General features: G+C 55.3%; 27 protein-coding genes. 14 read left to right on the top strand and 13 right to left on the bottom strand.

What is annotated here, in order from left to right; genetic code table 11:
• A complete protein-coding gene (gene betI / locus KUE00_RS08005) occupies nt 1-597 on the bottom strand; it encodes a transcriptional regulator BetI (RefSeq protein WP_246759199.1) in 597 nt (198 codons plus the stop codon).
• Nucleotides 598-1,051: 454 nt separating this feature from the next.
• Nucleotides 1,052-2,503 (bottom strand): flagellin N-terminal helical domain-containing protein, encoded by a 1,452-nt coding sequence (locus KUE00_RS08000; protein ID WP_246759198.1) that lies wholly within the window; start codon nt 2,501-2,503, stop codon nt 1,052-1,054.
• 626 nt (nt 2,504-3,129) lie between these two features.
• Here KUE00_RS08000 and dtpA point away from each other — a divergent pair.
• Complete coding sequence (gene dtpA / locus KUE00_RS07995) at nt 3,130-4,593, top strand: dipeptide/tripeptide permease DtpA (RefSeq protein ID WP_246759197.1); 1,464 nt, start codon at nt 3,130-3,132, stop codon at nt 4,591-4,593.
• Between the two features lie 116 nt (nt 4,594-4,709).
• Here dtpA and KUE00_RS07990 read toward each other — a convergent pair whose 3' ends face one another.
• Both KUE00_RS07990 and KUE00_RS07985 read right to left on the bottom strand, forming a co-directional pair.
• Nucleotides 4,710-5,588: a pyridoxamine 5'-phosphate oxidase family protein gene (locus KUE00_RS07990; protein WP_246759195.1), complete on the bottom strand. Its 879-nt coding sequence runs from the start codon at nt 5,586-5,588 to the stop codon at nt 4,710-4,712.
• 2 nt (nt 5,589-5,590) lie between these two features.
• Nucleotides 5,591-6,205 (bottom strand): glutathione S-transferase, encoded by a 615-nt coding sequence (locus KUE00_RS07985; RefSeq protein ID WP_246759194.1) that lies wholly within the window; start codon nt 6,203-6,205, stop codon nt 5,591-5,593.
• Nucleotides 6,206-6,300: 95 nt separating this feature from the next.
• Here KUE00_RS07985 and KUE00_RS07980 point away from each other — a divergent pair, with 95 nt between their 5' ends.
• The 3 genes from KUE00_RS07980 to KUE00_RS07970 all read left to right on the top strand — a co-directional run bounded on the left by KUE00_RS07980 (nt 6,301) and on the right by KUE00_RS07970 (nt 8,738).
• The gene (locus KUE00_RS07980) at nt 6,301-7,230 is read left to right on the top strand and encodes a LysR family transcriptional regulator (RefSeq protein ID WP_246759193.1); all 930 of its coding nucleotides are present in this window, start codon (nt 6,301-6,303) and stop codon (nt 7,228-7,230) included.
• Between the two features lie 87 nt (nt 7,231-7,317).
• Nucleotides 7,318-7,923, top strand: coding sequence for a glutathione transferase GstA (gene gstA, locus KUE00_RS07975; RefSeq protein ID WP_246759192.1), 606 nt, complete (start codon nt 7,318-7,320; stop codon nt 7,921-7,923).
• Between the two features lie 74 nt (nt 7,924-7,997).
• Nucleotides 7,998-8,738: a nitroreductase family protein gene (locus tag KUE00_RS07970; protein ID WP_246759190.1), complete on the top strand. Its 741-nt coding sequence runs from the start codon at nt 7,998-8,000 to the stop codon at nt 8,736-8,738.
• Nucleotides 8,739-8,769: 31 nt separating this feature from the next.
• Here KUE00_RS07970 and pdxY read toward each other — a convergent pair whose 3' ends face one another.
• The 5 genes from pdxY to anmK all read right to left on the bottom strand — a co-directional run bounded on the left by pdxY (nt 8,770) and on the right by anmK (nt 13,329).
• On the bottom strand, nt 8,770-9,630 hold the full coding sequence (gene pdxY, locus KUE00_RS07965; RefSeq protein ID WP_246759188.1) for a pyridoxal kinase PdxY: 861 nt from the start codon (nt 9,628-9,630) through the stop codon (nt 8,770-8,772).
• A gap of 134 nt (nt 9,631-9,764) precedes the next feature.
• The gene (gene tyrS / locus KUE00_RS07960) at nt 9,765-11,039 is read right to left on the bottom strand and encodes a tyrosine--tRNA ligase (RefSeq protein ID WP_246759187.1); all 1,275 of its coding nucleotides are present in this window, start codon (nt 11,037-11,039) and stop codon (nt 9,765-9,767) included.
• Between the two features lie 135 nt (nt 11,040-11,174).
• Entirely contained in the window at nt 11,175-11,828 is a 654-nt protein-coding gene (pdxH, locus tag KUE00_RS07955) for a pyridoxamine 5'-phosphate oxidase (RefSeq protein WP_246759186.1), read from the bottom strand.
• 61 nt (nt 11,829-11,889) lie between these two features.
• Nucleotides 11,890-12,198, bottom strand: coding sequence for an MliC family protein (locus tag KUE00_RS07950; protein ID WP_246759185.1), 309 nt, complete (start codon nt 12,196-12,198; stop codon nt 11,890-11,892).
• A gap of 9 nt (nt 12,199-12,207) precedes the next feature.
• Nucleotides 12,208-13,329 (bottom strand): anhydro-N-acetylmuramic acid kinase, encoded by a 1,122-nt coding sequence (gene anmK / locus KUE00_RS07945; protein ID WP_246759184.1) that lies wholly within the window; start codon nt 13,327-13,329, stop codon nt 12,208-12,210.
• Between the two features lie 273 nt (nt 13,330-13,602).
• Here anmK and slyB point away from each other — a divergent pair, with 273 nt between their 5' ends.
• Nucleotides 13,603-14,070, top strand: coding sequence for an outer membrane lipoprotein SlyB (gene slyB, locus KUE00_RS07940; RefSeq protein ID WP_246759304.1), 468 nt, complete (start codon nt 13,603-13,605; stop codon nt 14,068-14,070).
• A gap of 30 nt (nt 14,071-14,100) precedes the next feature.
• Here the strand turns inward: slyB and slyA are convergent, their stop codons facing one another.
• Nucleotides 14,101-14,538, bottom strand: coding sequence for a transcriptional regulator SlyA (slyA, locus tag KUE00_RS07935; RefSeq protein ID WP_246759183.1), 438 nt, complete (start codon nt 14,536-14,538; stop codon nt 14,101-14,103).
• 149 nt (nt 14,539-14,687) lie between these two features.
• On the opposite strand from slyA, the gene KUE00_RS07930 reads away from it, so the two are divergent.
• Genes KUE00_RS07930 through KUE00_RS07920 form a run of 3 tightly spaced genes read left to right on the top strand, consistent with a single transcriptional unit; the run spans nt 14,688 to nt 17,766 of the window.
• Nucleotides 14,688-14,927 carry a DUF1656 domain-containing protein gene (locus KUE00_RS07930; protein WP_414146849.1) on the top strand — a complete coding sequence of 80 codons (240 nt, stop codon included), beginning with the start codon at nt 14,688-14,690 and terminating at the stop codon, nt 14,925-14,927.
• A complete protein-coding gene (locus tag KUE00_RS07925; protein ID WP_246759179.1) occupies nt 14,924-15,781 on the top strand; it encodes an efflux RND transporter periplasmic adaptor subunit in 858 nt (285 codons plus the stop codon). The genes KUE00_RS07930 and KUE00_RS07925 overlap by 4 nt, the downstream gene beginning before the upstream one ends.
• Nucleotides 15,778-17,766, top strand: a complete 1,989-nt coding sequence (locus KUE00_RS07920) for an FUSC family protein (RefSeq protein WP_246759178.1) — start codon at nt 15,778-15,780, stop codon at nt 17,764-17,766. Before KUE00_RS07925 ends, KUE00_RS07920 begins: the two co-directional genes overlap by 4 nt.
• Before the next feature lie 35 nt (nt 17,767-17,801).
• Here KUE00_RS07920 and KUE00_RS07915 read toward each other — a convergent pair whose 3' ends face one another.
• Nucleotides 17,802-18,041, bottom strand: coding sequence for a DUF1289 domain-containing protein (locus KUE00_RS07915; protein WP_246759177.1), 240 nt, complete (start codon nt 18,039-18,041; stop codon nt 17,802-17,804).
• A gap of 131 nt (nt 18,042-18,172) precedes the next feature.
• Here KUE00_RS07915 and KUE00_RS07910 point away from each other — a divergent pair, with 131 nt between their 5' ends.
• The 4 genes from KUE00_RS07910 (at nt 18,173) to rnt (ending at nt 21,575) form a co-directional block, all read left to right on the top strand.
• Nucleotides 18,173-18,808, top strand: a complete 636-nt coding sequence (locus KUE00_RS07910; RefSeq protein ID WP_246759176.1) for a phosphoethanolamine transferase domain-containing protein — start codon at nt 18,173-18,175, stop codon at nt 18,806-18,808.
• Between the two features lie 253 nt (nt 18,809-19,061).
• Nucleotides 19,062-20,162: an alkene reductase gene (nemA, locus tag KUE00_RS07905; RefSeq protein ID WP_246759175.1), complete on the top strand. Its 1,101-nt coding sequence runs from the start codon at nt 19,062-19,064 to the stop codon at nt 20,160-20,162.
• 191 nt (nt 20,163-20,353) lie between these two features.
• Nucleotides 20,354-20,761 (top strand): lactoylglutathione lyase, encoded by a 408-nt coding sequence (gene gloA, locus KUE00_RS07900; RefSeq protein WP_246759174.1) that lies wholly within the window; start codon nt 20,354-20,356, stop codon nt 20,759-20,761.
• Nucleotides 20,762-20,924: 163 nt separating this feature from the next.
• On the top strand, nt 20,925-21,575 hold the full coding sequence (gene rnt, locus KUE00_RS07895) for a ribonuclease T (protein WP_246759172.1): 651 nt from the start codon (nt 20,925-20,927) through the stop codon (nt 21,573-21,575).
• Between the two features lie 60 nt (nt 21,576-21,635).
• Here the strand turns inward: rnt and KUE00_RS07890 are convergent, their stop codons facing one another.
• Nucleotides 21,636-21,974, bottom strand: coding sequence for a Grx4 family monothiol glutaredoxin (locus KUE00_RS07890; protein WP_246759171.1), 339 nt, complete (start codon nt 21,972-21,974; stop codon nt 21,636-21,638).
• A gap of 369 nt (nt 21,975-22,343) precedes the next feature.
• Here KUE00_RS07890 and KUE00_RS07885 point away from each other — a divergent pair, with 369 nt between their 5' ends.
• Both KUE00_RS07885 and purR read left to right on the top strand, forming a co-directional pair.
• The gene (locus KUE00_RS07885; protein WP_281434544.1) at nt 22,344-23,168 is read left to right on the top strand and encodes a C40 family peptidase; all 825 of its coding nucleotides are present in this window, start codon (nt 22,344-22,346) and stop codon (nt 23,166-23,168) included.
• Nucleotides 23,169-23,512: 344 nt separating this feature from the next.
• Nucleotides 23,513-24,538 carry an HTH-type transcriptional repressor PurR gene (purR, locus tag KUE00_RS07880; RefSeq protein WP_246759167.1) on the top strand — a complete coding sequence of 342 codons (1,026 nt, stop codon included), beginning with the start codon at nt 23,513-23,515 and terminating at the stop codon, nt 24,536-24,538.
• A 30-nt stretch (nt 24,539-24,568) separates the two neighbouring features.
• Here the strand turns inward: purR and punR are convergent, their stop codons facing one another.
• Nucleotides 24,569-25,477: a DNA-binding transcriptional activator PunR gene (gene punR / locus KUE00_RS07875; protein ID WP_246759166.1), complete on the bottom strand. Its 909-nt coding sequence runs from the start codon at nt 25,475-25,477 to the stop codon at nt 24,569-24,571.
• Between the last annotated feature and the right edge of the window lie 73 nt (nt 25,478-25,550).

The following is a 25,550-nucleotide window of genomic DNA, read 5'->3' as shown; positions in this document are numbered from 1 at the left end:
TTAGGTTGCCGGGGCGGAAAGCCACAGCGCGAGATTTTGATAGCAAAGCTGACGAGCGTCGAAAAGCCCTTGCGCCATCGGCTGCGGGGCCAGCGTCATACGCAGCCACAGCCCGTCGATTAATGCCGCCATGCTGGCGCCTGCCGCACGCGCCGTCTCTTTCGGCAGCGCCCGGGCAAACTGCGCCGTCAGGTTGGCGTGCAGGCGGCGGTCGTTGATGCGCTGTAGCCGCTGCAGATCGGGCTGGTGCAGGCTGCTGCTCCAGAAAGCCAGCCAGGTTTTCAGAACCGGTCCGGCAATCTGCGAGATGTCAAAGTTACCGTCGATGATGGCGCGAATTTGTGCCTGCGGCTCGTCTGCCGCCTGGCGACGATGATGTACCACCGCCACGTACAGATCGGAGAGAATTTGCCGCATGCAGGCGTCCAACAGGCCATTTTTGTCGCCAAAATAGTGGCTGACAATGCCCGTAGAGACTCCCGCTTCTTTGGCAATCAGCGCCAGGCTGGCATCGGCCAGGCCTACGCGGTCGATAACCGTCAGCGTCGCGTGAATTAACTGCGCCTGACGAATCGCTTTCATTCCAACTTTTGGCATCGCTTCATCGGTTTTAGCTATTGAATGAGGATGATTATAGACATTTTATATTGAACGTTCAATCAAGAAAAAATTTTACGCCGTCGGCACGTGGTCTTTTGCGACAGTCTGAACGCAAAAAACATCACCATCAGAACGTCAAGCTTTCGCCATATTTAATTGAAATATAAGAAATAAGTAAGCCATCACCGCTTTACACCGGTAAAGAAATTTTTAGCCGCCTGCTGCGCTGGTGTTATCACTGTGAAAATTAAAAATTAAGGCCTGTTGCTCTGAAAAACTGGCGTAACCGCGATGCAAAATATGTAATGCGACCGCCGTTAATCGACAGGATGTGGCCGACAAGAAAACGCCGGAAAGTCGGCAAAACTTTCCGGCGGAGAGGGGTTAAAACGATCGGACGACCCGATAAAAAATGCGCTAAATAAAAGTTAGCGGAGAGAAGCGCAGTCAATCAGTCGCGCAGCAGGGTTAAGACATCCTGGGCTGACTGGTTAGCCATTTTCATTACTGCATTCTGGCCCTGATCTTTGATTTGCGCCCTGGCCAGCTGGCTGGCTTCCTGCGCGTAATCGGCATCCTGAATCCGGCTCTGCGCCGCCTGAGTGGCTATGCTCTGCTGTGACAGCACTGATTTATTTGACTCATAGCGATTCATTTTTGCGCCGTAGTCGGAGCGGTAGCCGCTGACTTTATTCAGCGCCGCATCCAGCGCAGTCATAGAGGTACGGATAGCGCTCGCGGTCAGCAGGCTGGTGTTGTCCAGACCCAGCGTCTTTGTATCAGAAGGCGTTGGCCCCAGTGTGTCCGACTGCACCGGCTGACCATAATTGGCGCTGGTGATTACCTGTAGCGGCTGGCTCTGTTTTGGCGGTACGGCTGGCGTTTCGGTTGGCGTTGGCAGCGATCCCCAGGTCAGATTGCCGCTGAACGACCCGTTACCAACCACGACCACGATCAGATCTTCACTGACGTTGTCGATATTAATCCGCTCCTGTGAATTGCTGGTCAGCGTGCCGTCGTTTTCCGCACCGGTAGTCGCATCCTCATAACGATCGCCATCGCCGCTATAGGTAATACTCATGCCGTTATAGCTGCTGGTCTCGCTACCGGTCAGCGCCCACGACGATCCTCCTTCATTAAGATCCGTGCTGTCGTAGCTGGCACCGCTGGCAAAGCCATTACTGGTCGTCAGTACTTTACTGGTTGCCGTGGCGTCATTGGTTACGCCTTTACTTATCCATGTATAGTCCGCATCGCTGCCGTCCACCGGCGTGCCGGCCAGATGCTTGCCGTCACGGGTGAAGAGCTGAAGATCGTCATCCATGCTAAAGGAGTCAATGGTGATAGTGATATTGGTCGCGCCTGCCGGAATATAGGCAAGCGACACAATCCCGGAGGTAAACGAGTAATCCTGCCCGGCCACCGGAAATTTAGTTCCTATGGGCGATACATTGCCTAGCAGCGTGGGCGTCTGTTCGGGCGTGCTGGTCGCCAGCGGGAACTGCCCGAAAATCTCTGTGCCGCTGGCAATGCCGTTGATGCCATTCATTAACTGCTGATATTCCGTATCCAGGCTTTGCCGGTCAGAAACAGACATGGTGCCGTTGGCTGCGCGTACCGCCAGGCTTTTTGCCTTGATCAGCATATCGCTGATATTGCCCAGCGCGCTTTCTGCCGTTTGCGCATAGCTGATGGCATCGTTCAGGCCGCGCGTAACGGCGCTGTCCGCATTGATATTTGCCTGCATACGGTTAGCAATCGACATGCCCGCCGCATCGTCGCTGGCTCCATTGATACGTAACCCTGATGAAAGTCTTTCAATAGATTGCGCCAGCAAAGAGGTATTTGCCGAGCGAGCGTTACCTGTTTTAAGAGCAGTATCGTTATTATTGACTGTTAACATTGTTTCTCTGCGCAATTATTGAGGTAAGTGAGATTATCGGCGCGAGGAAGATGCGCTTTAGCGTCAGGAGGAATCTTTACACAGCGTACGCCCGCGCGAATCGAACGACCTTTTTGTATTTTATCCGTAACAAAACGCCTGAAGATCGCAGGAAGGAGAAGTTATTTTTTGGAAATTAATATCTGCCGTTCAGCCTGTAAAATCAGCTATTTTACGCAGACTGGCCCAACCAGCGCATCAGTACCTTATAAAAAACCATTTTCCTTAGCGATTTACGCATAAGCGGCGTTTAATTTTGCTTATCTTTGCTTCTGCAAAACATTATTCCTGAAAAAAGGCCCTGGTGATTAGCTTCATCGCGCGAATAAATTTTATGCGAATAGCAGCCTTATATAATAAACAAATGCGTTACAACAATATTTAATATTGAAAACATACCTATATCCATGAGTAAACACTTGTAAAACGGCCCCTGACGTTATTTGAAAAAACGCTTGCCTGGCAGCAAACAATGGGCGAAATTAACCGCCAATTTTCCAAATTTATAACTATGCGGCTAATGCCCGTCCTGTTCGACGATGACTTATTTTTTTAGTCGAATCAGGAAATTGACTCCAGAGGTATCAGTGTCAACTGCAAACAAACAACCCGATACAGGCAGTATCAACGCGTTTAAACAACCGCGATCTTTTTATCTTATTTTTTCTATCGAACTCTGGGAACGGTTCGGTTATTACGGCCTGCAAGGCATTATGGCGGTGTATCTCGTCAAAATGCTGGGCATGTCGGAAGAGCAGTCTATTACGCTGTTCGCTTCCTTTAGCGCGCTGGTATACGGCCTGATTGCCGTTGGCGGCTGGCTGGGCGATAAGGTGCTGGGCACCAAGCGCGTGATCGTGCTCGGTACGCTGGTGCTGGCGCTGGGCTATGCGCTGGTGGCGTGGTCGGGCCATGATGTCAGCCTGGTTTATATCGGCATGGCGACCATCGCCGTGGGTAACGGCCTGTTTAAGGCTAACCCCTCTTCTCTGCTTTCGACCTGTTATGCCAAGGACGATCCGCGTCTGGATGGTGCCTTCACCATGTACTACATGGCGATTAATATCGGTTCGTTTTTCTCTATGCTGGCAACGCCGTGGCTGGCTGCGCATTACGGCTGGAACGTCGCTTTCTCGCTCTCCTTCGTCGGCATGCTGATTACCCTGGTTAACTTTATGCTGTGCCGTAAATGGGTGAAAGATCACGGCTCTAAACCTGACTTTCAGCCGCTGCATCTGGGCAAACTGCTGGCGACCCTTGCTGGCGTCGCCGTGCTGGTCGTGGTGGCAACCTGGATGCTGCATCACCAGGATATCGCGCGCCTGGTGCTGGCCGCAGTGGCTGTAGGCATCGTTCTGCTGTTCGCTAAAGAGACCTTCGCTTTACAGGGCGCGGCGCGGCGTAAAATGATTGTCGCGTTTCTGCTGATGGTGGAAGCTATCGTCTTCTTCGTGCTGTACATGCAGATGCCCACCTCGCTGAACTTCTTTGCTATCCGCAACGTCGAGCACAGCATCCTGGGGCTGGCCTTCCAGCCGGAACAGTACCAGGCGCTGAATCCGTTCTGGATTATGATTTTTAGCCCGCTGCTGGCGGCAATCTATAACAAAATGGGCGACCGCCTGCCGATGCCGCACAAGTTTGCGGTGGGGATGGTGCTCTGCTCGGTGGCGTTTCTGGTGCTGCCGCTGGGCGCTAAATTTGCCAACGAGCTGGGGATCGTCTCCGTTAGCTGGCTGATCCTGAGCTATGCGCTGCAAAGCGTGGGCGAGCTGATGATCTCCGGCCTGGGTCTGGCGATGGTGGCGCAGCTGGTGCCGCAGCGCCTGATGGGCTTTATTATGGGATCCTGGTTCCTGACCACGGCAGGTGCCGCGATGGTAGCCGGGAAAGTGGCGAACATGATGGCCGTACCGGAAAACATTACCGACCCGCTACAGTCGCTGCACGTTTATGGTGATGTCTTCCTGCAAATCGGTGTCGTGACCGGTGTGATTGCCGTGCTGATGATGCTGACCGCGCCAAAACTCAACCGAATGACGCAGGGTTAATAGCCAGGCCCCAAACTAACAGGGACTAATAAGGGTGACGACTATGTCACCCTTAAAATCGGGGCCGAGGTGCTTTTCGCAAGGAGCAAAAAATGGTCTCTTTGTGCGGCACATAATCATTTCCTGATAGCCAGCGTAGAGGCGGCAAACTCCACCTCCAGCCCCACGGCGGGCAACAGCTGGCGAATACGTAAAATCCTTTCCGGCTCAATCAACAAACAGCGCTCGCCTTCGTTTGTATTCTGCCAGTTAATCTCCGCTTTCCCCTGGATATGCAGCGCGTTTCCCTGGTGAAAATCCATAATCAGCAAAGCGCAGCGTGGTTCCAGCAGTAAATTTCCCAGCGTGTTCATATAGCGATTGCCCGCATAGTCAACCATCTGCAGCCTGCCGTTTTTAAGCTCAATAAATCCCGGCAGCCCGCCGCGATGTGAAATATCTGCGCCGCCCGCCTGTTCTCGCTGTACGCGACTGGCAATAAAACAGGTATCCGCAGCGGCAATCAGGTAACGCGCATCGGCATCCAGAGCAGAGAGATATTCCAGTTCCACCAGCCGCTGCGGATCGCTTTCCGCTATGCTTCGCCGCTGGATATAGTTGGCGCAGTTGCCGAAGCTCTCCTCTATGGCAAGCGTAACAAACTCTGCCGTCACGCCTGCGATAACGCCGTTTACCCGATTGCGCCGTCGGTTAGAGAAATCCAGCCCTAATCCCCCTGCCCGCATGCCTGGCCTGAGCGGCGGCAGATAAAGAGCGTTATGCAGCGAGGCCGTGGCTATGCGCAAATGGCCGTCATCGATGGCCTGCACAAATCCCGGCGCGCCCTGTAGCAGCGCCGCGACGGGATAGCCGTCAGCATCGGCAACGCTAAAAAAGAACTGCTTCAATCCGGCATAAAAGAGACGGTGCTGTTGCGGCATTGTTTTATAGATGGCGGCGCTGTCCGTGCTAAAGCCCGCCAGCCGCTGCGCCATAAGTTCACCGGAATGAAACATTGTTATTCTCCCTGTGGATGCGGCAACGCGGGCAGCGCAATAAAGCCAGCCAGTGATTCAACCTGGCCAAGCCACTGGCGGATTGCCGGATAGTCCAGCGCAATACCGCCCTCCGGCGCGCAGGCGACATAGGCATAGCAGGCCAGATCGGCAAGCGTCGCCTTATCGCCTACCAGCCAGGTTTTGCCCTGCAAATGCGCTTCCATCTGCGGCAGGAATTTTTGCGCCGTTGCGAGGGCCGAATCGTAGTTTTCCGCCACGCCAAACTGCTTTATCAAGCGCGCCGAGGCCACGCCATAGCGGATCTCGCCTGCGGCTTTCGCCAGCCATTGATGCACCTGCACTTCCAGATACAGCTCCTTTGGTAACCACTGGCTGTCGGGCGCATAGCGTTTGGTCAGCCAGATCAGTATCGCATTGCTGTCGCTGATAACCTGTTCGCCGTCGACCAGCACCGGGATCTGTCCATACGGATTTAGCGCCAGAAATTCGTCGCTTTTTCTGACTTCAGCGCCGGCTTCCCGCCATTCCGCCGTGAGATTCAGCATCGCCAGCAGCAGCCGGACCCGATGGACGTGCCCGGAAAGTTCAGTACCGTAAAGCGTTAGTGTGTTCATGCCTTTCTCCTTGCGTTTCTTTTCAGCATACTCTTGCTGAAAACGGCGTATACGGGCAAAAATAGCAATTCATAATTTCGCTAAGTGGAACAGTGATGGATAAGCTTGATGAGCTGGCGGTCTTTGTTGCCGTGGTGCAGCACGGAAGCCTGGCGGCGGCCGCACGGACGCTCCGGCGTTCACCTGCCGCAGTGACGCGCACGCTGGCCGCGCTGGAAAAACGCTTTGGCAGCCTGTTAATTGAGCGAACCACGCGCCGCCTTGCGCCAACGCCCGCCGGTATGACGCTGTTTGAGCGGGCAAAAAAGCTGCTGGATGAATACCAGCAGGCGCTAAATGCCGTCACCGATAATCAGCTCAGCGGCCAGCTTCGCCTGACCGCCCCGGTCCAGTTTGGCCGCCGGCATGTTGCCCCACTGCTGCTGGCTTTTATGGAGCACTATCCGGATATTCAGATCGAACTTCAGCTTAACGATGGCTATCAGGATCTGATTGAACAAGGGCTGGATATGGCATTACGCATCGGCCAGCTGCGGGATTCTTCGCTAGTGGCCGTCTCCGTAGGAAGCGTACAGCGCCTGCTGGTCGCCAGTCCTGACTACCTTACCCGCATGGGAACGCCCGGGTCACCGGCGGCCCTGGCCCATCACTCTCTGATAGCCAGCATTTCGCAGGCTGCCGGTAAAGAGTGGCGTTTTTCTTCCGCTGGCGTGCAGGAACGCGTACGCCTTACTCCCCGGCTGATAGTTAACGAAGTGGAAACACAGCTGCTCGCCGCACGCGCAGGCAAAGGCATTGCGCGACTGCTTTCCTATCAGGTTTATGACGATCTTCAGACGGGATCGCTGTGCGAAATCTTGCCGGATTATCGTTCCACGGCCGTTCCGGTGCAGCTGGTGAGGCAAAACGTAAAATATATGCCGGCCAGGGTTCGTGCTTTTTGGGATCTGGCTCTCGCCAGGCTGCCAGAGCTCGGCTGTTTGCAGACAAATAAACCGCGTAAAAACAAAATTCAGGCGAATTAAGAATATTGCGTACGCGGCAGCGCTGACTTTTTAAGCAGGCGGCACTAAGCTAAAAACATCTTTCGCCGCAAACTCAGGGAGTAAGCCATGAAACTGTTTTATAAGCCCGGCGCCTGTTCGCTTTCCCCGCATATTGTCATGCTGGAAACCGGTCTGGATTTTACGCTGATTAAAGTTGATACCGCTGCGGGCGTTACCGAGCAGCAGGAGAACTACCGTGAAATTAATCCAAAAGGTAAGGTGCCCGCGTTACAGTTCGATGACGGCACGGTGCTGACCGAAGGCGTCGCTATCGTGCAGTATCTGGCCGACCTGAAACCCGACCGGCAGCTCCTTGCACCGACGGGCACGCTGGCGCGCTATCAAACGCTGGCATGGCTCAACTTTATTTCGGCGGAGCTGCATAAAAGCTTTTCGCCTCTGTTTAAAGAGGCCACGCCGGACGCTTATAAGGCAACGCTGCGCCAGCAGCTGGAGGAAAATTTTCGCTGGGTTGACCACGAGCTGGCGGATAAGCAATGGCTGTCGGGCCTGCACTTTACCGTGGCCGATGCCTATCTGTTTACCGTAATGCGCTGGGCGAAGCTGATTAAACTGGAGCTGTCGGGGCTAACGTCGCTGGAGGCGTGGTTTCAGCGAGCGGCCGCACGGCCGCACGTAGCCGAAGCGCTTGAGTCAGAAGGACTAAGCTAAAACACCCAGCGCATAAGGTGTTAAACCAGCGGATAACAATAATTTATACTCATGGGCTGACAACCGGAGGTTCTATGAGTTCTGTTATTGATATCCTTACCGCCCATAAAAGCGAACGCAGCTTTACCGAGAAGCCTGTTGACGACGCCATTATCGATCGTCTGGTGATGGCCGCTTACCGCGCACCGACGTCGGTCAACTCGCAGCAGGTATCGCTGGTAGTAACGCGCGGTGCCGAAGCGCGCGGCAAAATCTCCGCTATTGCGGGCGGTCAGCCGTGGATTGCCAAAGCGCCGTTATTTATCACTTTTGTACTGGATATGCATAAAAGCCAGCAGGCTATGGCCGCAATTGATAAAGAGCAGATCGCCCAGCAAAGCATCGAAAGCGTGGTTTCTGGCGCAACGGATATTGGGATTGCGCTTGGCGCAGTGATGACCGCCGCGCGTGCGGAAGGTCTGGGCATCGTGCCTATCGGCGGTATTCGTCGCGATCCGCAGGCAATGATTTCCCTGCTGAAGCTGCCGGAGCTGACTTTCCCGGTTGTGGGTCTGGCGTTGGGCTATGTTGATGTGCCAGCGCATCAGAAACCGCGTCTGCCGCTGGCCACTTTCCGCCACGATGAAGAGTACCGTACGGAAGGATTGCAGCAGAATATTGCGGATTACAATCAGGAGCTGACGCAGCACTGGCAGGCGACTGGCCGTACGGACGGGGAAGACTGGAGCAACAGCGTTGCCGGTTATTACCAGCACGTCTATTTCCCGGAAGTCTTACCCGCGCTGCTGAAGCAGGGCTTTGGCAACGACAAATAGTCAACTGACCGGGCGCAAGCCCGGTCAATATTTACAGCTTTACCGCATCAAAATGCTGCTGCGGATTGGCTATGGCGTCCTGGGCCGCCACCAGCTGCAGTTCATATTCGCCCATCTGGTGCGTGGTCAGCATCACTTCATAAACCGCCGCAGTAATATGCTCCAGCGCGTCCTTCAACGATTTACCGTGCAGCAAATTAACCAGCAGCAGCCCGCTGGTCAAATCCCCCACGCCAACCGGCTGGCGCACGCCAAAGTCCACCAGCGGACGACTGATATGCCAGGCTTCCTCTGCCGTCACCAGCAGCATTTCAAAACGATCGCTGCGCTGCCCCGCCCGCGCCAGGTGTTTCACCAGCACAATCTTTGGCCCTTTAGCAATGAGCTCGCGTGCGGTAGCGATAGCCTGCTCGACGCTGCTGACCTCGTGGCCGCTAAGCAGCTCCAGCTCCAGCAGGTTTGGCGCAATGATATCGCTGGCTGGCAGCGCGCTGCGCGCGTGAAACTCCGCTACCCCTGGCGCGACGATGCAGCCTTTTTCCGGATGGCCCATCACCGGATCGCAAAAATACCAGGCGTTCGGATTAGCCTGTTTTACCTGGCGGACGATTTCCAGGATCTGTTCGCCCTGCTCTGCCGAGCCAAGATAGCCGCTCAGCACCGCATCGCAGGTTTTCAGGCGGTCGATAGCCGCAATGCCGCTGACGATATCGGTCAGATGGCTGGCCGGCATCACCATGCCGGTCCAGTGACCGTACTGAGTATGGTTAGAAAACTGGACGGTATTCAGCGGCCAAAGGTTTGCGCCCAGGCGGCGCATCGGAAATTCCGACGCGCTGTTGCCGGCATGGCCGAAAACGGTATGCGACTGAACGGAGAGAATATTTTTCATGATAACCTTGCCAGGAAAAGAGGAGTGGTGAACACCTTCGCAGGCACAGAGCAATGCTGTCCGACGCGATATCATCGCCGATGGCCGGACAACATCGCGTCCGGCCAGCCTTCATATATTATTCGCCGCAGGAATTATTTCCAGACGATCAGAGAGTAGTTCTTTTTACCGCGACGCAGCAGCGTAAAACGGTCAAACAGGCGGTCCTGTGCTGCGAATGCGTAATCTGCCGCCAGCTGGACGTCGCCGTTGATGCTGACCGCTTTAGACTCAATCAGCTTGCGCGCCTGGCCGCGAGACGGTGCCAGATCGCCATCCACCATCGCCTGCTGCAGATCCTGGCCCTGCTCCAGCTCGATAAACGGCATGCCGTCCTGCGCCAGCTGCTCAAAGTCCGCTTCCGTCATCTCTGCCAGGCTGCCGGAGAACAGGCTTTTGGTGATGCGCTGCGCTGCGGTCAGGCCCTCTTCACCATGCACCAGTCTGGTCACCTGTTCCGCCAGCACGTACTGCGCACGCGGCGCTTTACCGCTGTTTTTGTCTTCTTCTTCCAGCGCGTTGATCTCTTCAATGCTCATAAAGGTGAAGAACTTCAGGAAGCGGTAAACGTCGGCGTCCGCCGTATTGATCCAGAACTGGTAGAACTTGTACGGGCTGGTTTTCTTCGCGTCCAGCCACACCGCGCCGCCTTCGGTTTTACCGAACTTGGTGCCGTCAGACTTGGTGATCAGCGGTACGGTCAGGCCAAAGACCTGGTTCTGGTGCAGACGACGGGTCAAATCGATACCGGAAGTGATGTTGCCCCACTGGTCGGAACCACCAATCTGCAGCGCCACGCCGTAACGTTCGTTCAGACAGGCAAAGTCGTAGCCCTGCAGCAGGTTGTAGGAGAACTCGGTAAAGGAGATACCCTGGTCGTCACGGTTCAGGCGCTGCTTCACCGCTTCTTTATTGATCATCTGGTTAACGGAGAAGTGCTTGCCAATATCGCGCAGGAAGGTCAGCACGTTCATGCCGCCGAACCAGTCGTAGTTGTTCGCCGCGATAGCGCTGTTGTCGCCGCAGTCGAAATTCAGGAAAGGCGCAACCTGACCGCGGATCTTTTCCACCCACTCGTTAACGGTATCGGCGGTGTTCAGCTTACGTTCGGCCGCTTTAAAGCTGGGGTCGCCAATCAGGCCGGTAGCGCCGCCAACCAGCGCCACCGGACGGTGTCCGGCATCCTGAAAGCGCTTCAGGCAGAGAAGTGGGACCAGATGGCCCAAGTGCAAGCTGTCGGCAGTGGGATCGAAGCCGCAATAGAGAGCAATTGGCCCTTGCGCCAGCCGCTCTGCTAACGCTTCCTCATCCGTTACCTGGGCGACCAGGCCACGCTCTTGCAATTGTTTAATCAGGTTACTGCTGCCCATCTGTGACTCCGTGTAAAAAAAGTCTGCACCTTTGCTGGTACACAGCTATCCGCTGGCTAGCGGATGAAAAAAAGGGGTATAGAATAAAGCGCTGGCGCACTCTGTGCCAGCGCTTAACGGGATTATTTCACGCAATCAGGGTGCCAGGCGGTCGATTTTCCACGCCTCGCCTTCGCGCTGGTAGAAAAAGCGATCGTGCAGCCGGTGTTCGCCGCCCTGCCAGAACTCCATCGAGTCGATTTTAATCCGGTACCCGCCCCAGAAGCTCGGCAATGGAACTTCGCCCTGCTGGAACTTTTGCTTCAGCTCCAGGAATTTGCCTTCCAGTACGCCACGCGCGGAGATGCGGCTCGACTGTTTTGATACCCAGGCACCAATCTGGCTTTCGCGTGGACGACTGTGAAAATACTTTACCACGTCGATCATTGACAGTTTTTCAACGTGGCCCAGTACCATGACCTGCCGCTCCAGCATATGCCAGGGGAAAAGCAGGCTGATGCGCGGATTGTTTTCCAGATGCTGCGCCTTACGGCTGCCAAGGTTGGTGTAAAAAACCATGCCGCGCTCGTCGAAATGCTTCAGCAACACGATGCGCTGATAAGGCTGCCCCTGCTCGTCTACGGTCGCCACGCTCATTGCCGTCGCATCCGGCAGCTGCGCTTCTACGGCCTGGCCAAGCCAGTGCTCGAACAGCGCCAGCGGGTTGGCGGGCAGATCTTTGCGGCGCAGGCCGCCACGGGTATATTCACGGCGCAGATGGGCAATCTGCTGCAGGCTGTCGTCATTCATGAGGGTTTTCCGCTAACAGGGTTAAGGCATTGTGCGCCTGTTTTCAATCATTTTCAACGAGTTAACTGCCGCTCAAGCGGCAGTCGTCAATAATGGTGGCACCGTTGCGTTCGATAAAGGCGGCGTCCCCTTTTGACCAGAAAACGTAGTGGTCATCCGCATAACGCGTGCCGGACGCCGCAGGCTGCTGCTTCAGCGTCAGCGGGTTGCCATCCAGAATAAGATTAACTTCCCGGCGGCTGTTATCAAGCATCACCGTTAACGGCAGCGTACCGCAGCTATAGTGCAGCGTTTTAATCTTCTCCGGCTGAGGATGAAACAGACAGCCGCTTAACAACAGCGCGCCGACAACAGGTAAATATTTTTTCATGCTCGCTCCTTAACGATAGCGCGGACTGTTGGCAGGAAAGATAGCACCCAGTACGGAAGCTTCACGCGCGCCGGTCACGGAAGGCAGATTACCGGTTTCGTAGGAGAGCGTGCGGTAAGCCAGCCAGGCAAACGCCAGCGCCTCCATATCGTCACCGCGAATGCCGATTTCATCAGTTAAGCTGACCTCGGTTCCGGCCAGCAGTGCGGCTAACCTTGCCATTAACAGCGGATTCTTGCCGCCGCCGCCGCAGACCAGCAGGCGTTCGCAGCCGCCGTTCAGCATGACCTGCTGCGCAATAGTGGCTGCCGTCAGCTCCACCAGCGTGGCCTGGATATCCTGCGGCGGCAGGCCGGGAAAGTTCACCAGCTGCCTTTCGATCCACGCCAGATTGAAATACTCTCTGCCGGTCGATTTGGGTGCCGGTAAGGCAAACCACGGATCGGCCAGCATTTGCTGTAACAGCGGATGAATGACCTGGCCGCTACTGCCCCATTCGCCATTTTTATCGTAGGGCTGCTGCTGCTGTAGCCAGATCCACGCGTCCAGCAACATGTTGCCCGGCCCGGTATCATAACCGCCCACCGGCTGGCCCGGGATCAACAGGGAAAGATTGGCGATGCCGCCAATATTGAGCACCATCCTCTTTTCATGGGGATGCATCAATACGGCCTGATGGAAGGCGGGCACCAGCGGCGCGCCCTGGCCGCCCAGCGCCATATCACGACGGCGAAAGTCGCCCACTACCGTGATGCCGGTCAGCGCGGCTATCTGGTTATTATCGCCGATTTGCAGCGTATTCGGCGCGTCGCCCAGCGGCTCGTGCCAGACGGTTTGTCCATGACAGCCAATGGCGGCGATATCCGCTTTTTCCAGACCTTCGCGGCGAACCAGCGTTTGTACCGCTTCGGCAAACAGCCGCCCCAGCCGGGTATCCAGCTGGCCTAGCTGCGAAAGCGTCAGCGACTGGCCCTGGTTTATCGCCAGTATCGCCTGGCGCAAATCCGGGGGCATTGGATGGCAATAGCTCGCCTGCTGCGCCACTATCTGCTGGTCGATAGCGGCCAGCACCACGTCCACGCCGTCCAGACTGGTGCCGGACATTACCCCGATATAGCGTCCCGATCTCATCAATATGCCTTATCCGCTATGGGAAGAGTAAACCTCGCTACAGCGTCGCAAAAACGGTGTGGCAATGCCATGATTAACTTTGCAATTTTACATGATGAAAGAATTTATATCCGGCTCTTCAGCCGTGGATTTATTCCAGATTTAGTTGGGCTGCGCTATTCTTATAGCAACTTTTTGCCGCAATCAGACGACAGGCATTGCCTGTATCTTATAATCGGGTTATTGATCGCTGCGCAATTGACTGCAGCACACAGAAAAGAAAGGAGTTTGATGATGTTAAAGCGCATGATGATCGTGGCACTGACCGGTGTGACTTTAGCAGGCTGTGCCAACAACAGCACGCTATCGGGCGATGTTTATAGCGCCTCTGAAGCGAAGCAGGTACAGAATGTGACTTATGGTACGCTGGTGGCTGTGCGTCCTGTACAAATTCAGGGCGGCGATGACAGCAACGTGATTGGCGCGATTGGCGGTGCCGTACTTGGCGGCTTTTTGGGTAATACCATTGGCGGCGGCGCAGGACGTGGCCTGGCAACGGCGGCAGGCGCGGTGGCGGGTGGCGTAGCGGGCCAGGGTGTGCAGGGCGCAATGAACAAAACCCAGGGCGTCGAGCTGGAAATCCGTAAGGATGACGGCAACACCATCATGGTCGTCCAGAAACAGGCGGCCAGCCGTTTCGCTGTGGGACAGCGCGTAGCGATGGCTTCCAACGGCAGCCAGGTTACCGTTTCACCACGCTAGGCACAGAAGAACCGGCTGCGGCCGGTTCTTCTACTCATCCCTGCCCTGTAACTCCAGAATATTCTTTTCCAGCCGAGCGATAAGCGTCACCAGCTTTTCAATTTCGCTCTGCGAGATCCCTGCCAGAATATCATCCCGCGTGGCGTCAATAACGTGTTCAACTTCATTGATGACCGGAGCGGCTTCTTCCGTAAGCTTGATGCGTTTAGCGCGGCGATCGCTGGCGCAGGTGGTGCGGGTAATCAGCCCTTTCTCTTCCAGCTGATCCAGCGTGCGTACCAGCGATGGCTGTTCAATGCCAATGGCTTTTGCCAGCTGAATTTGCGACTGCTCCGGCGGCAGTTGATGGATGTTGTGCAGCGTAACCCAGTGAGTCTGCGTCAGCTCCAGCGGCTTAAGGCGCTGGTCAATCAGCGAGCGCCAGATGCGCACCAGTCTTGCAAGGTCCGTTCCTAGTGGGGTATCCAATTTCTTCTCCTTATAATTAGCTTGCTAGCTATCACGCCTCATTCCAGGCTATTCTGCGAGTTTATGGGAGAGATTACAAATCCCATTCTCCTTAAGCGTAATACCAACTGGCTGCTATGCTGTGACAAAGGTAACAAGGAGTGCTTTTCGTGAACAACGCATTTTCGGCTGCTTTATCCCCGCTGACCGACCTGGTCTTTGGCGCTTCGCTCTATTTTCCACCGCTGTTTAAGGCTGTTTTGCTGGGCTTTTTCTGCTGGCTGTTGCTTCATCCGCTGCTGCGCGGCTGGATCTATTCCGGCGAAGTCTGGCATCCCACCCTGCTCGATCTCTCTCTGTTTATTCTCTGCGTCAGCGCTTCGCTGTGGCTGCTTATGGCACTCGTATGAAACTTAGCTCTCTGAAATACTTTTCTACCCTGATCTTTTTTGCCGCAGCGCTGTGCGCGGGCTGGTGGCTGTGGAACTACTATATGCAGTCGCCCTGGACGCGCGATGGTAAAGTGCGTGCCGAGCTGGTGAATATTACGCCGCAGGTTTCCGGCCGCATCGAACAGCTGCTGGTAAAAGATAACCAGTTTGTCACTAAGGGCAGCAAGCTGATGACGCTGGACGCCGAGCCTTACCGTATCGCCGTCCTGAACGCCGAGGCGCAGCTGGCAAAAGCGCAGGCCGATCTGCTGAAAGCGCAGCATGAGTCGCGCCGCAGAGAGAGTTTGCCGCGCAACGTTATCTCCGCAGAGGATCTTGACGCGGCAGAACTGAATACCCGTTCAATGGTGGCCGCGGCCAAAGCGGCGCAGGCCGGGCTGGAACAGGCAAAATGGAACCTTACCCAAACGCAGGTATTTGCGCCAGCCGATGGCTGGATCAGTAACCTGGTGATACGGCCTGGCAACTACGCCACCAGCGGTACGCCGGTCTTTGCGCTGGTCGACAGCCACTCGTTTTACGTAATGGGATACTTTGAAGAAACCAAGCTGCGGCACATTCGTCCTGGTTATCATGCCTCCGTGCGTCTTTACAGCGATAACCGCGTGCTGCAGGGAGAAGTGGAAAGTATTGGCCGGGCCATCTATGACCAGAGCGTGGAAAGCGACAGCTCGTTAATTCCCGACATCAAGCCCAACGTTCCCTGGGTGCGGCTGGCACAACGCGTGCCGGTACGTATCCGTCTGACCGCAGTGCCGCAAGGCCTGCAGCTGGTCGCGGGAACAACCTGTACCCTTTCCATCCAGCCATGAATTTTCAATGGCTTGCCTGGCAGGAGCTGCCCTGGATAAAGGCGACGAGCGGGCAGTGGCGCTATGCGTTGCGCAACGCTATCGCCATGTGCCTGGCCTTAAGTATCGCCTACGCGCTGGATCTGGATGAGCCGTACTGGGCAATGACCTCTGCCGCCGTGGTCAGCTTTCCTACCGTCGGCGGCGTTATCAGTAAAAGCCTGGGCAGAATTGCGGGCAGCCTGCTGGGCGCGGGTGCAGCCTTGCTGATTGCGGGCCATACGCTCAACGAACCCTGGCTATTTGCGCTGACTATCGCCGCCTGGCTGGCCTTTTGCACCTGGATCCAGAACCATTATCAAAATAACGTCGCCTACGCTTTTTCGCTGGCGGGCTATACGGCGGCGATTATCGTTTTTAGTACGGTCAACGTCACGGAGATTAGCGATCTTTGGGACATCACCCAGGCACGCGTTTGCGAAGTTATCACGGGCATTTTCTGCGGTGGGCTGATGATGATGATCCTGCCCAGCACCTCGGACGGGGACGCGCTGATTCGTTCGCTTAAAGAGATGCACGCGCGCCTGTTGGATCACGCCAGCCTGCTGCTGCAACGCGAAACTTCTGACAACGTACGCAGCGCGCATGAAAATGTGATTGGGCAAATACTGACGCTAAACCTGCTGCGTATTCAGGCTTTCTGGAGTCATTACCGCTTTCGCCGCCAGAATAACGTGCTGAACTATGTTCTGCATCAGCAGCTGCGCTTAACCAGCGTTATCTCCAGCCTGCGCCGAATGCTACTTAACTGGCCAGAAGCACCAGAGTCATTATTTACCGTTCTGCAACAGCTGCTGGCCGAGCTTGCGCGTGACGACAGCGATAAATACCGTCTGGCCCGGCTGCTGGCCAGCGCGGCACCTTCCGATCCCGACGACTATCGCTATCATGCTTTCTGGCACCGGCTGCGCTATTTTTGCTGGCTCTATCTGAATATCAGCCGCTGGCTGCGGCTGTTCGAGCAGGCCGACGCGGAGACTCGCCTGTCGCCCCCTGCCGTTCCCGCGCTGGCCCGTCGCAGCGACAGCGCCGAAGCCAGCTGGAGTGCGCTGCGGACTTTTGCGGTGATTGTGCTGGGCTGCGCTTTTACCATCGCCACACAGTGGGATTCCGGTGCCGCCGCGCTGACGCTCGCCGCTATCAGCTGCGTGCTTTACTCTTCCGTCCCTTCGCCCGTTAGCAGCGTCTCGCTGCTGTTAAAGACGCTGCTGTTGCTTTCGGTATTCAGCTTTCTTATTAAATTTGGCCTGATGGTACAGGTCAGCGTGCTGTGGCAGTTTTTACTGCTGCTGTTTCCGCTGCTGGTCACGCTACAGCTGTTTAAAGTCCAGCAGAAAAAGCGCGCCGCGCTCTGGGGCCAGCTGATTGTCTTTGGCGGCTCTTTCCTGGCGGTGACCAACCCGCCGGCTTACGATTATCAAAGCTTTCTTAACGATAACATCGCCAAGGTTTGCGGCGTGCTGCTGGCCTGGCTGGCCTTTTTGATCCTGCGGCCCAGCTCCGATAAACGACGCGGCCGACGGCATATCCGCGCGCTGCGAAGTGAGTTTCTGGATCAGCTAAGCCGTCGGCCGCAGCTGAGTGAAAGTCGATTTGAATCGCTTATTTACCATCGCGTTAACCAGCTTAACAACAGTCGGGATGAAACGGCGCGTCTCTGGCTGCTGCGCTGGGGAGTCGTCTTGCTCAACTGCTCGCATATCGTCTGGCAGTTGCGCGACTGGCAAAGTGATTCGCCCGCGCTGCTGGCCGTGCGCGAGGCGACGCTGGCAAACCTGCACCGGATTATCAGCGCCAGAGGGGTTCAGCCTGAGGCGCTTGCCGCAACGCTGGCAGAACTTCAAGAAAGTATTGCCACGCTGTCGGCGAAGGCCACGCCGGGTGAAACCGAGCTGGCAGGCATTACGTGGCGGCTCTACTGCTCGCTTTCACAGCTACGGCAATAGCCTGCCGCGCTGGCATCATCACGCAGGCATCCTGGCTAGAATAGCGAAGGCTGCTCGGGCTCATCCGGCTCCACGTTTTTAGCCGCGCGCTGCAAGCGCTGAAAGCGCAGACGACAAAGCCGCAGCACCTCACGCTTTTGCGCATCGCTGAACTTCATCCAGTTGAAACGCTCATCGCGGCTGCGCATACAGCCACGGCAGTAGCCGCGATCGTCGCTCTGGCAAACGCCCCGGCACGGACTGGGAACCGGGAAGAACTCAAGTTGTTCCGCCAACGTGACTCCTTAACAGGTAAAGGATGCGATTAATGGTAGTCTCTTTAGATCGTTGAGTGTCGGTTAAAGTTTCAAAACGGTAACGGCGCTATGCTCATACTTCCGCTTATTGTTGACAATGTGTTATGAAAATGCACGCTTTACGCTGTAATGAAATTGCTTTTAATTTTTATGCCGCCCTCTTTTTTACGTTTGCGCTTAATGCCGTTTTCCTTCTCCACGCCTGGGAAATGCTTCCTTACGTTTCGCTGAAGGATTATATTTTCGCCGCCACGCTACCGTTGGTGTTATTCAGCGCCTTTCTGTTTGTTTTCAGCCTGACGGCGCTGCCGTGGATAAGAAAGCCGTTATTAATCCTGCTGGTAGTCGCCAGCGCGATTGCTAACTATTTTATGTTCAGTTTTGGCCCGGTGATCGACAGCGCGGTTATCCAGAACATGCTGGAAAACGATCTGGAAGACGCGACCGCGCTGTTTAATCTGCGCAGCTTCCTCTGGTTTTCTTTGCCTGGCCTTGTTGCTGCGTTGCTGATTTGTCAGGTGAAAATTGGCACCAGCCACCCCTGGTGGATGAATCTTGCCTTTCGCACCTCGTCGGCCCTGGCGGCGGTGCTGCTCGTTTTGCTGGTTGCCGCTCTGTTTTATAAAAATTACGCTTCGCTGGTGCGTAACAACCCATGCCTGATCGAAATGATTACCCCGGCCAATATTGTCAGCGGTATCCAAAATTACGCCGACGAGCGCTGGCTTAGCGGCGGCCAGCCGTAGTAAATAAAGACTACGCTGCAGGATTTTCTGTGGTCAGAGACACTGTGGATACGGACATCCGAATGTCACAACGAGCGGGACTGTGATCTGACGGCTACGCGCGCGAAACGCATACAGCTACCCGCCCGTAAAGATGATCCGATTGTGCCGCGCGATTTCCGGGAAAGACACATTATCTACTACTATCAACAGTCACTAATTTTGCCTGGCAAGCCCATCCAGCGGTTTGCCGGTCTTTGACCAGGAGTGGCTGATGGAACTGAACAAGCTTTTTACCCCGCTTAAAGTAGGGGCAATTGTTGTGCCTAACCGTATCTTCATGGCACCGCTAACCCGCCTGCGCAGTATTGAGCCTGGCGATATCCCTACGCCGCTGATGGGTGAATACTACCGCCAGCGCGCCAGCGCCGGACTCATTATCACCGAAGCTACCCAGGTTTCTTTCCAGGCCAAAGGGTATGCTGGCGCGCCGGGGCTGCATACCGCCGAACAGATTGCCCGCTGGAAAGAGATAAACGCCGGCATTCATCAGGATGGCGGCCATAGCTCAGTGCAGCTGTGGCATACCGGACGCATTTCCCATAGCAGCCTGCAGCCGGAAGGCAAAGCGCCCGTTTCCGCTTCCGCTATCAATGCCGAAACCCGCACGTCATTGCGTGATGAAAAAGGTCAGGCGATCCGTGAGGCAACTTCTACGCCGCGAGAACTGCGCCCGGATGAGATTGACGACGTGATTAACGATTTTCGCCAGGCGGTGATCAACGCTCGCGAGGCGGATTTCGATCTGGTAGAGCTACATTCCGCACACGGTTATCTGATGCACCAGTTCCTTTCACCAGCCTCCAACCAGCGAACCGACGGCTACGGCGGTAGCGTAGAGAAGCGCACCCGTTTTGCGCTGGAAGTGGTCGATGCGGCCATTGATGGCTGGCACGCCGACAGGATCGGCATCCGCATTTCGCCGCTTGGCCCGTTTAACGGCCTGGACAACGGTGAAGACCAGGAAGCCGCCGCGCTTTACTACATCGGCGAGCTGGCGAAGCGTAATCTCGCTTACCTGCATATTTCTGAGCCGGACTGGGCGGGCGGCAAGCCTTATAGCGACGCTTTTCGCCAGGCCATTCGTGCGGCTTATCCAGGCGTGATTATTGGCGCTGGTGGCTACACGGCTGAAAAAGCGGAAGCGCTAATCGAGAAAGGGCTGATTGATGCCGTCGCCTTTGGCCGCGACTATATCGCCAACCCGGATCTGCCTGAGCGGTTGCAGCAAAACGCCCCGCTGAACGAACAGCGTCCGGCGCTTTTCTACGGCGGCGGCGCGGAAGGCTATACGGACTATCCAACGCTGAAATAGAACACCGGATATCGCGGCGGGTCGGTCTACAGCATCAGGATAAAGCACGCATTTCCTGGTTTCCCGTGGGTTATAGCTGCTATCCTGCTGTGCTGGCCGCTGGGCCACTGTAAATTCCTTCCGCTGACAAGATGAGGAGGAATTCAGGCTATGCTTGTTATCAATTGATAACTTTTTTAAAAGAGGATGTTATGCGCTTACTTCATACCATGCTGCGCGTTGGCGATCTGCAACGCTCCGTAGACTTTTACACCAAAGTGCTGGGTATGCGCCTGCTGCGCACCAGTGAAAATACCGAATACAAATATACGCTGGCTTTTGTGGGCTACACCGAAGAGAGCGATGGTGCAGTGATTGAGCTGACCTATAACTGGGGCGTGGATAAGTATGACCTGGGCGACGCCTATGGACATATCGCGCTGGGCGTGGACGATGTGGCAGCCACCTGCGATCGTATTCGTAACGAAGGCGGTAACGTCACGCGTGAAGCTGGCCCGGTTAAAGGCGGCACTACCGTTATCGCTTTTGTTGAAGATCCAGACGGTTATAAAATCGAGCTGATTGAAAACAAACATGCGGGCAACGGCCTGGGCGCATAAGCGTCGCGCGCTGCTAAAACGACCCGAGGGTATTTTAGCGCTCGCTTTAAGTTTGCCAGCAGTCTGTGGGCGCCGCTAAGGCGCCCTTCTTTCCCCTTCCCCTGCTGCAACTCTTACTGAAATTTGCCATAATACGCGCTCAATTTTCGCCTGTGAGATCCTGATGTCCGAATCGAACGAACTTAACGCCCTCAGCAGCCGTTTTCGCGGTTTTTACCCGGTCGTGATCGATGTTGAAACCGCCGGTTTTGACGCCAAAACTAATGCATTACTGGAAGTTGCTGCCGTTACGCTAAAGATGAACGCCGACGGCTGGCTGGAGAAGGATGAGACGCTCCACTTTCACGTTGAGCCGTTCGAAGGTTCTGTCCTGCAACCCGAGGCGCTGGCTTTTAACGGCATCGATCCTGACAATCCGCTGCGTGGCGCGGTCAGTGAATATGAAGCGTTACACGCTATCTTTAAAGCGGTGCGTAAAGGCATTAAAGATCAGGGCTGCAATCGCGCGGTCATGGTTGCCCACAACGCCACTTTCGATCTGAATTTTATGAATGCGGCTGCGGAACGCGCCGGTCTGAAACGCAATCCTTTCCATCCTTTCGTCACGTTTGATACCGCCGCGCTAAGTGGACTGGTGCTGGGACAAACGGTGCTGGCAAAAGCCTGTACGGCGGCCGGTATGCCTTTTGACAGCAGCCAGGCGCACTCGGCGCTGTATGATACGGTACAGACGGCAGATCTGTTTTGCGAGCTGGTCAACCGCTGGAAACGGCTTGGCGGCTGGCCCCTGCCGGAAGCGTCGGGCGGAGAGTAAAAAAAAGGCCTGGCGTAATGCCAGGCCTTTTTTATCGGGTAACGTCCGTTACCGACAAACTTACTCTGCTGCGTCAGACGGATACTTCTGCGCCGTCTCTTTAATCAGCTGCTGCAGTTCGCCCTGCTGGAACATTTGAATGATAATGTCGCAGCCGCCCACCAGTTCACCGTCTACCCACAGCTGAGGGAAAGTTGGCCAGTTGGCATACTTTGGCAGCTCGGCACGGATTTCCGGATTCTGCAGGATATCGACATAGGCAAAACGTTCGCCGCAGGCGGAAAGCGCCTGCACGGCCTGGGCAGAAAAGCCGCAGCTTGGCAGTTTAGGCGAGCCTTTCATATACAGCAGAATCGGGTTTTCTGCGATCTGGCGCTCAATCTTCTCAATAGTGCTCATTAATGCCTTCCTCAATCGGCTACTTCGTGTCTGTATAGTGTAGCGAGTCTACGCGTACGATGAAAATGCCATTTTCAGCAGCCTGACGCCATAACCTTGTCGCTACGCTCGGGAAACAAAGCATTAAAATATCATTTCCCGGAGGTTATTACCGCGTTCCTGATAAAATTTATCGGTGCGGTTGTGCAGATAACCAGCTGAAGAGGATAGATTTTACAGCTTTTACCGCTTTGTAATCATTGAAACAAAAAAGGCCTTACTTTTTCATTATGAGTTCGATTAGAATTATCCTAACCGACTGCCGTTGCGCAGTCCCCTGATTAACCAGGCTCTGGCCGCTGGCGGGAGCACAAACTGTTAATGGTAAAGATGCGTTTACTCATCACGCTGTTGATGCTGGCCTTTGCCCAGCTATTTATGACCATGGCGCACGCATCGCCACACGCGGCCGTTAAAGCGGATCACCACAAGGCTAATAGCCCCACGCCTGCCCGCGAAGACGATCGCCGCAAGCGTCGCCCGATAAAAACCACCGCCACCCGTAAAGTTAAAGTTAAAGAAACCAGCAAGGTCAAAGAAAGCAGTAAAGGCAAAGAGACCAGCAGCAAAAAGCCCCGCACTTCCCTGATTAAAAAATATAAGTTGCGCAAACACGAGCAGCAGACCGCCAAAGCTTTACCCCCGAAAAAACGCTACGGTCGCCATCGTGTGACTGAAGAGACAGAAGCCCTGACCAGCGGCAGCGCTTCCTCCCCGCTCAGGCTCAGTAAAGCGCACCGCGCACGCTACCAAAAAGCGCGCGAAACGGCGATGAACAAGCTAATGGATCAGCTGGGCAAGCCTTATTTATGGGGCGGCACCTCGCCAAAAACCGGTTTCGACTGTAGCGGTCTGGTCTGGTACGCCTATAAAGATCTGGTGAAATTTAAAATCCCCCGCACCGCTAATGAGATGTACCACTTAAGGGATGCGGCTTCGATAAAGCGTAACGAGCTGGAAAAAGGCGATCTGGTCTTCTTCCGCATCAACGGGCGCGGCGCGGCCGATCACGTTGGCGTTTATCTGGGCAACGGCAAATTTATCCAGTCGCCCCGCACCGGCAAAGATATTCAGGTTAGCGCGCTTGCCGATGATTACTGGGAACAGCATTACGTGGGGGCAAAACGGGTTATGACGCCTCGCACCATTCGTTAAAAGCTGACGGCTTCGCCAGTGAAAAATCCCCTCTCCGGCTGAACCTGCGTTAAGCAAGGCAGCCGGAGTTGTTTGCCGCAACGGGCGAATTTTGTCGTTTCACCGCCGTAAAAACCTCGTTTTATCCCTTCGCTCTTGTTAGAATCCACGGTTTGTTGCGCAACAGGCCCGCACGCCGGTTTTTTTAGCAGGCAACAGGCCGGTTTCGCCGCCCTTAACTCCCTCCTGATGTAACCATACCGCAACAAATCATGCGTATTTACGTCAGGTTTTTTATCATTCCAGGCAAACGTTTAACAAACCGCTTTTCAGTGACTTACTGAACAGCGCAGGAGTCTTGTTCCATGGCAACCATAAAAGATGTGGCCAAACGCGCCGGTGTCTCTACCACCACGGTGTCCCACGTCATTAATAAAACCCGTTTCGTCGCCGAAGAGACGCGGGAAGCCGTCTGGGCAGCGATCAAAGAGCTGCACTATTCACCCAGCGCCGTGGCCCGCAGCCTGAAGGTCAATAACACCAAAACCATTGGCCTGCTGGCGACCTCCAGCGAAGCGCCCTATTTTGCCGAAATTATTGAGGCCGTTGAACACAGCTGTTTCGCTAAGGGCTATACGCTGATCCTTGGCAACGCGCATAACGACCTGCAAAAGCAGCAGGCTTATCTGTCGATGATGGCGCAAAAGCGCGTCGATGGCCTGCTGGTCATGTGTGCCGAATACCCCGATGAACTGATAAAAATGCTCGAAGATCATCGCAATATTCCTATGGTGGTGATGGACTGGGGCGAGTCGCGAGGCGATTTTACCGATACGGTTCTGGATAACGCCTTTGAGGGCGGCTATCTGGCAGGACGTTATCTGATCGATCGCGGCCACCGTGATATCGGCGTGATCCCCGGCCACATGGAGCGCAACACTGGCGGTGGCCGCCATGCAGGTTTCCTGAAGGCGCTGGCGGAAGCGGGCATTACTTTACGGGAAGAGTGGCTGGTTCAGGGAGATTTCGAACCGGAGTCAGGCTATCACGCGATGCAGCAGCTGCTGGCACAGAAGCAGCGCCCTACGGCCGTCTTTTGCGGCGGTGACGTGATGGCAATGGGCGCTATTTGTGCCGCTGACGAGATGGGCCTGCGCGTTCCGCAGGATATTTCGGTGATCGGTTATGACAACGTGCGCAACTCGCGTTACTTTACGCCAGCGCTGACCACCGTTCATCAGCCGAAAGAGCGTCTTGGCGCAACGGCCTTTAATATGCTGCTCGACCGTATTACCAGCAAGCGCGAAGAGCCGCAGACTATTGAAGTCCACCCTACGCTGATCGAGCGTCGCTCCGTAGCGGATGGTCCCTTCCTCGACTATCGCCGCTAACCTGCCGGGCGGTATGTTACCGCCCCGTTTTCAGGCTTCCCGCAGCCATTCGCTGTTCAGCGTTTCCGTTTCGCCCAGATAGTCCAGCAGCCAGTGCATGGCGGGCGAAGCCTGCTGTTCTGACCAGCTGACGCAGCAGGGGCTGTCCGGAAAAAGCGGGTCAAGCGTCAGCTCGTGTAGCAAGCCATTTTGTAGCAGAGGCTGCGCCAGATGGCCCGGCACCATCCCGACGCACAGACCGGCCAGCAGGCAGTCAATCGCGCTCTCCCAGTCCGGCACTATCAGCCGCCGCTGATTATCCAGCGTCCACGTAGTTCTTTTTGGCAGCGCGCGCGAGGTATCTTCCAGCACCAGCGAAGGCCATTCGCGTATGTTCTCTTCCGTAACTTTTCCGCTTTGTTGCGCAAGCGGATGGCTCGCCTGCACTACGCAGCGCCAGTTCAATACGCCCATATCGCGAAAGGCAAACCGTCCGCCAACCGGAATTGCCTGAGTAGCACCAATCGCCACATCAACCCGCCCGTCCGCCAGCGCATCCCAGACGCCGTTAAAAACTTCTGATGAAAGATGCAGCTCTATATCGGGAAAGTGACGGTAAAAATCGACCACCAGCTGACGGGTTCGTTCTGCTTTTACAATCCTGTCGACAGCAATATTCAACTGGCCGCGCCAGCCGTTAGCGACCTGCTGGCAGTGGCGGCGTGTGGAAAGCATTTTTTTGATAACAGCACGGCCTTCCTGAATGAAAAGTTCGCCCGCTGCCGTCAGCACAACGTCGCGATGACGTCGTTCAAATAAAGGCACGGCGAGCCACTCTTCCAGCTGCCGTACGGTATAGCTGATAGCAGAAGGCACGCGATGTAGCTCGTTAGCCGCTGCGCTAAAGCTACCCGTTCTGGCTACCGCATCAATCACTTCAAGCGAATGTTCTGACCACATAATCTGCCTGCAAAATTTTTGAACGCAACAGACAAATATTACCGTTTCACAAGCGCTATGGCACTCCTTTACA

The organism is Erwinia phyllosphaerae, from assembly GCF_019132875.1.
GTDB classification, from domain to species: Bacteria; Pseudomonadota; Gammaproteobacteria; order Enterobacterales; family Enterobacteriaceae; genus Erwinia; species Erwinia phyllosphaerae.
Note: the sequence above shows the minus strand (reverse complement) of the source record. Positions and strands in the feature narration are given on the sequence as shown.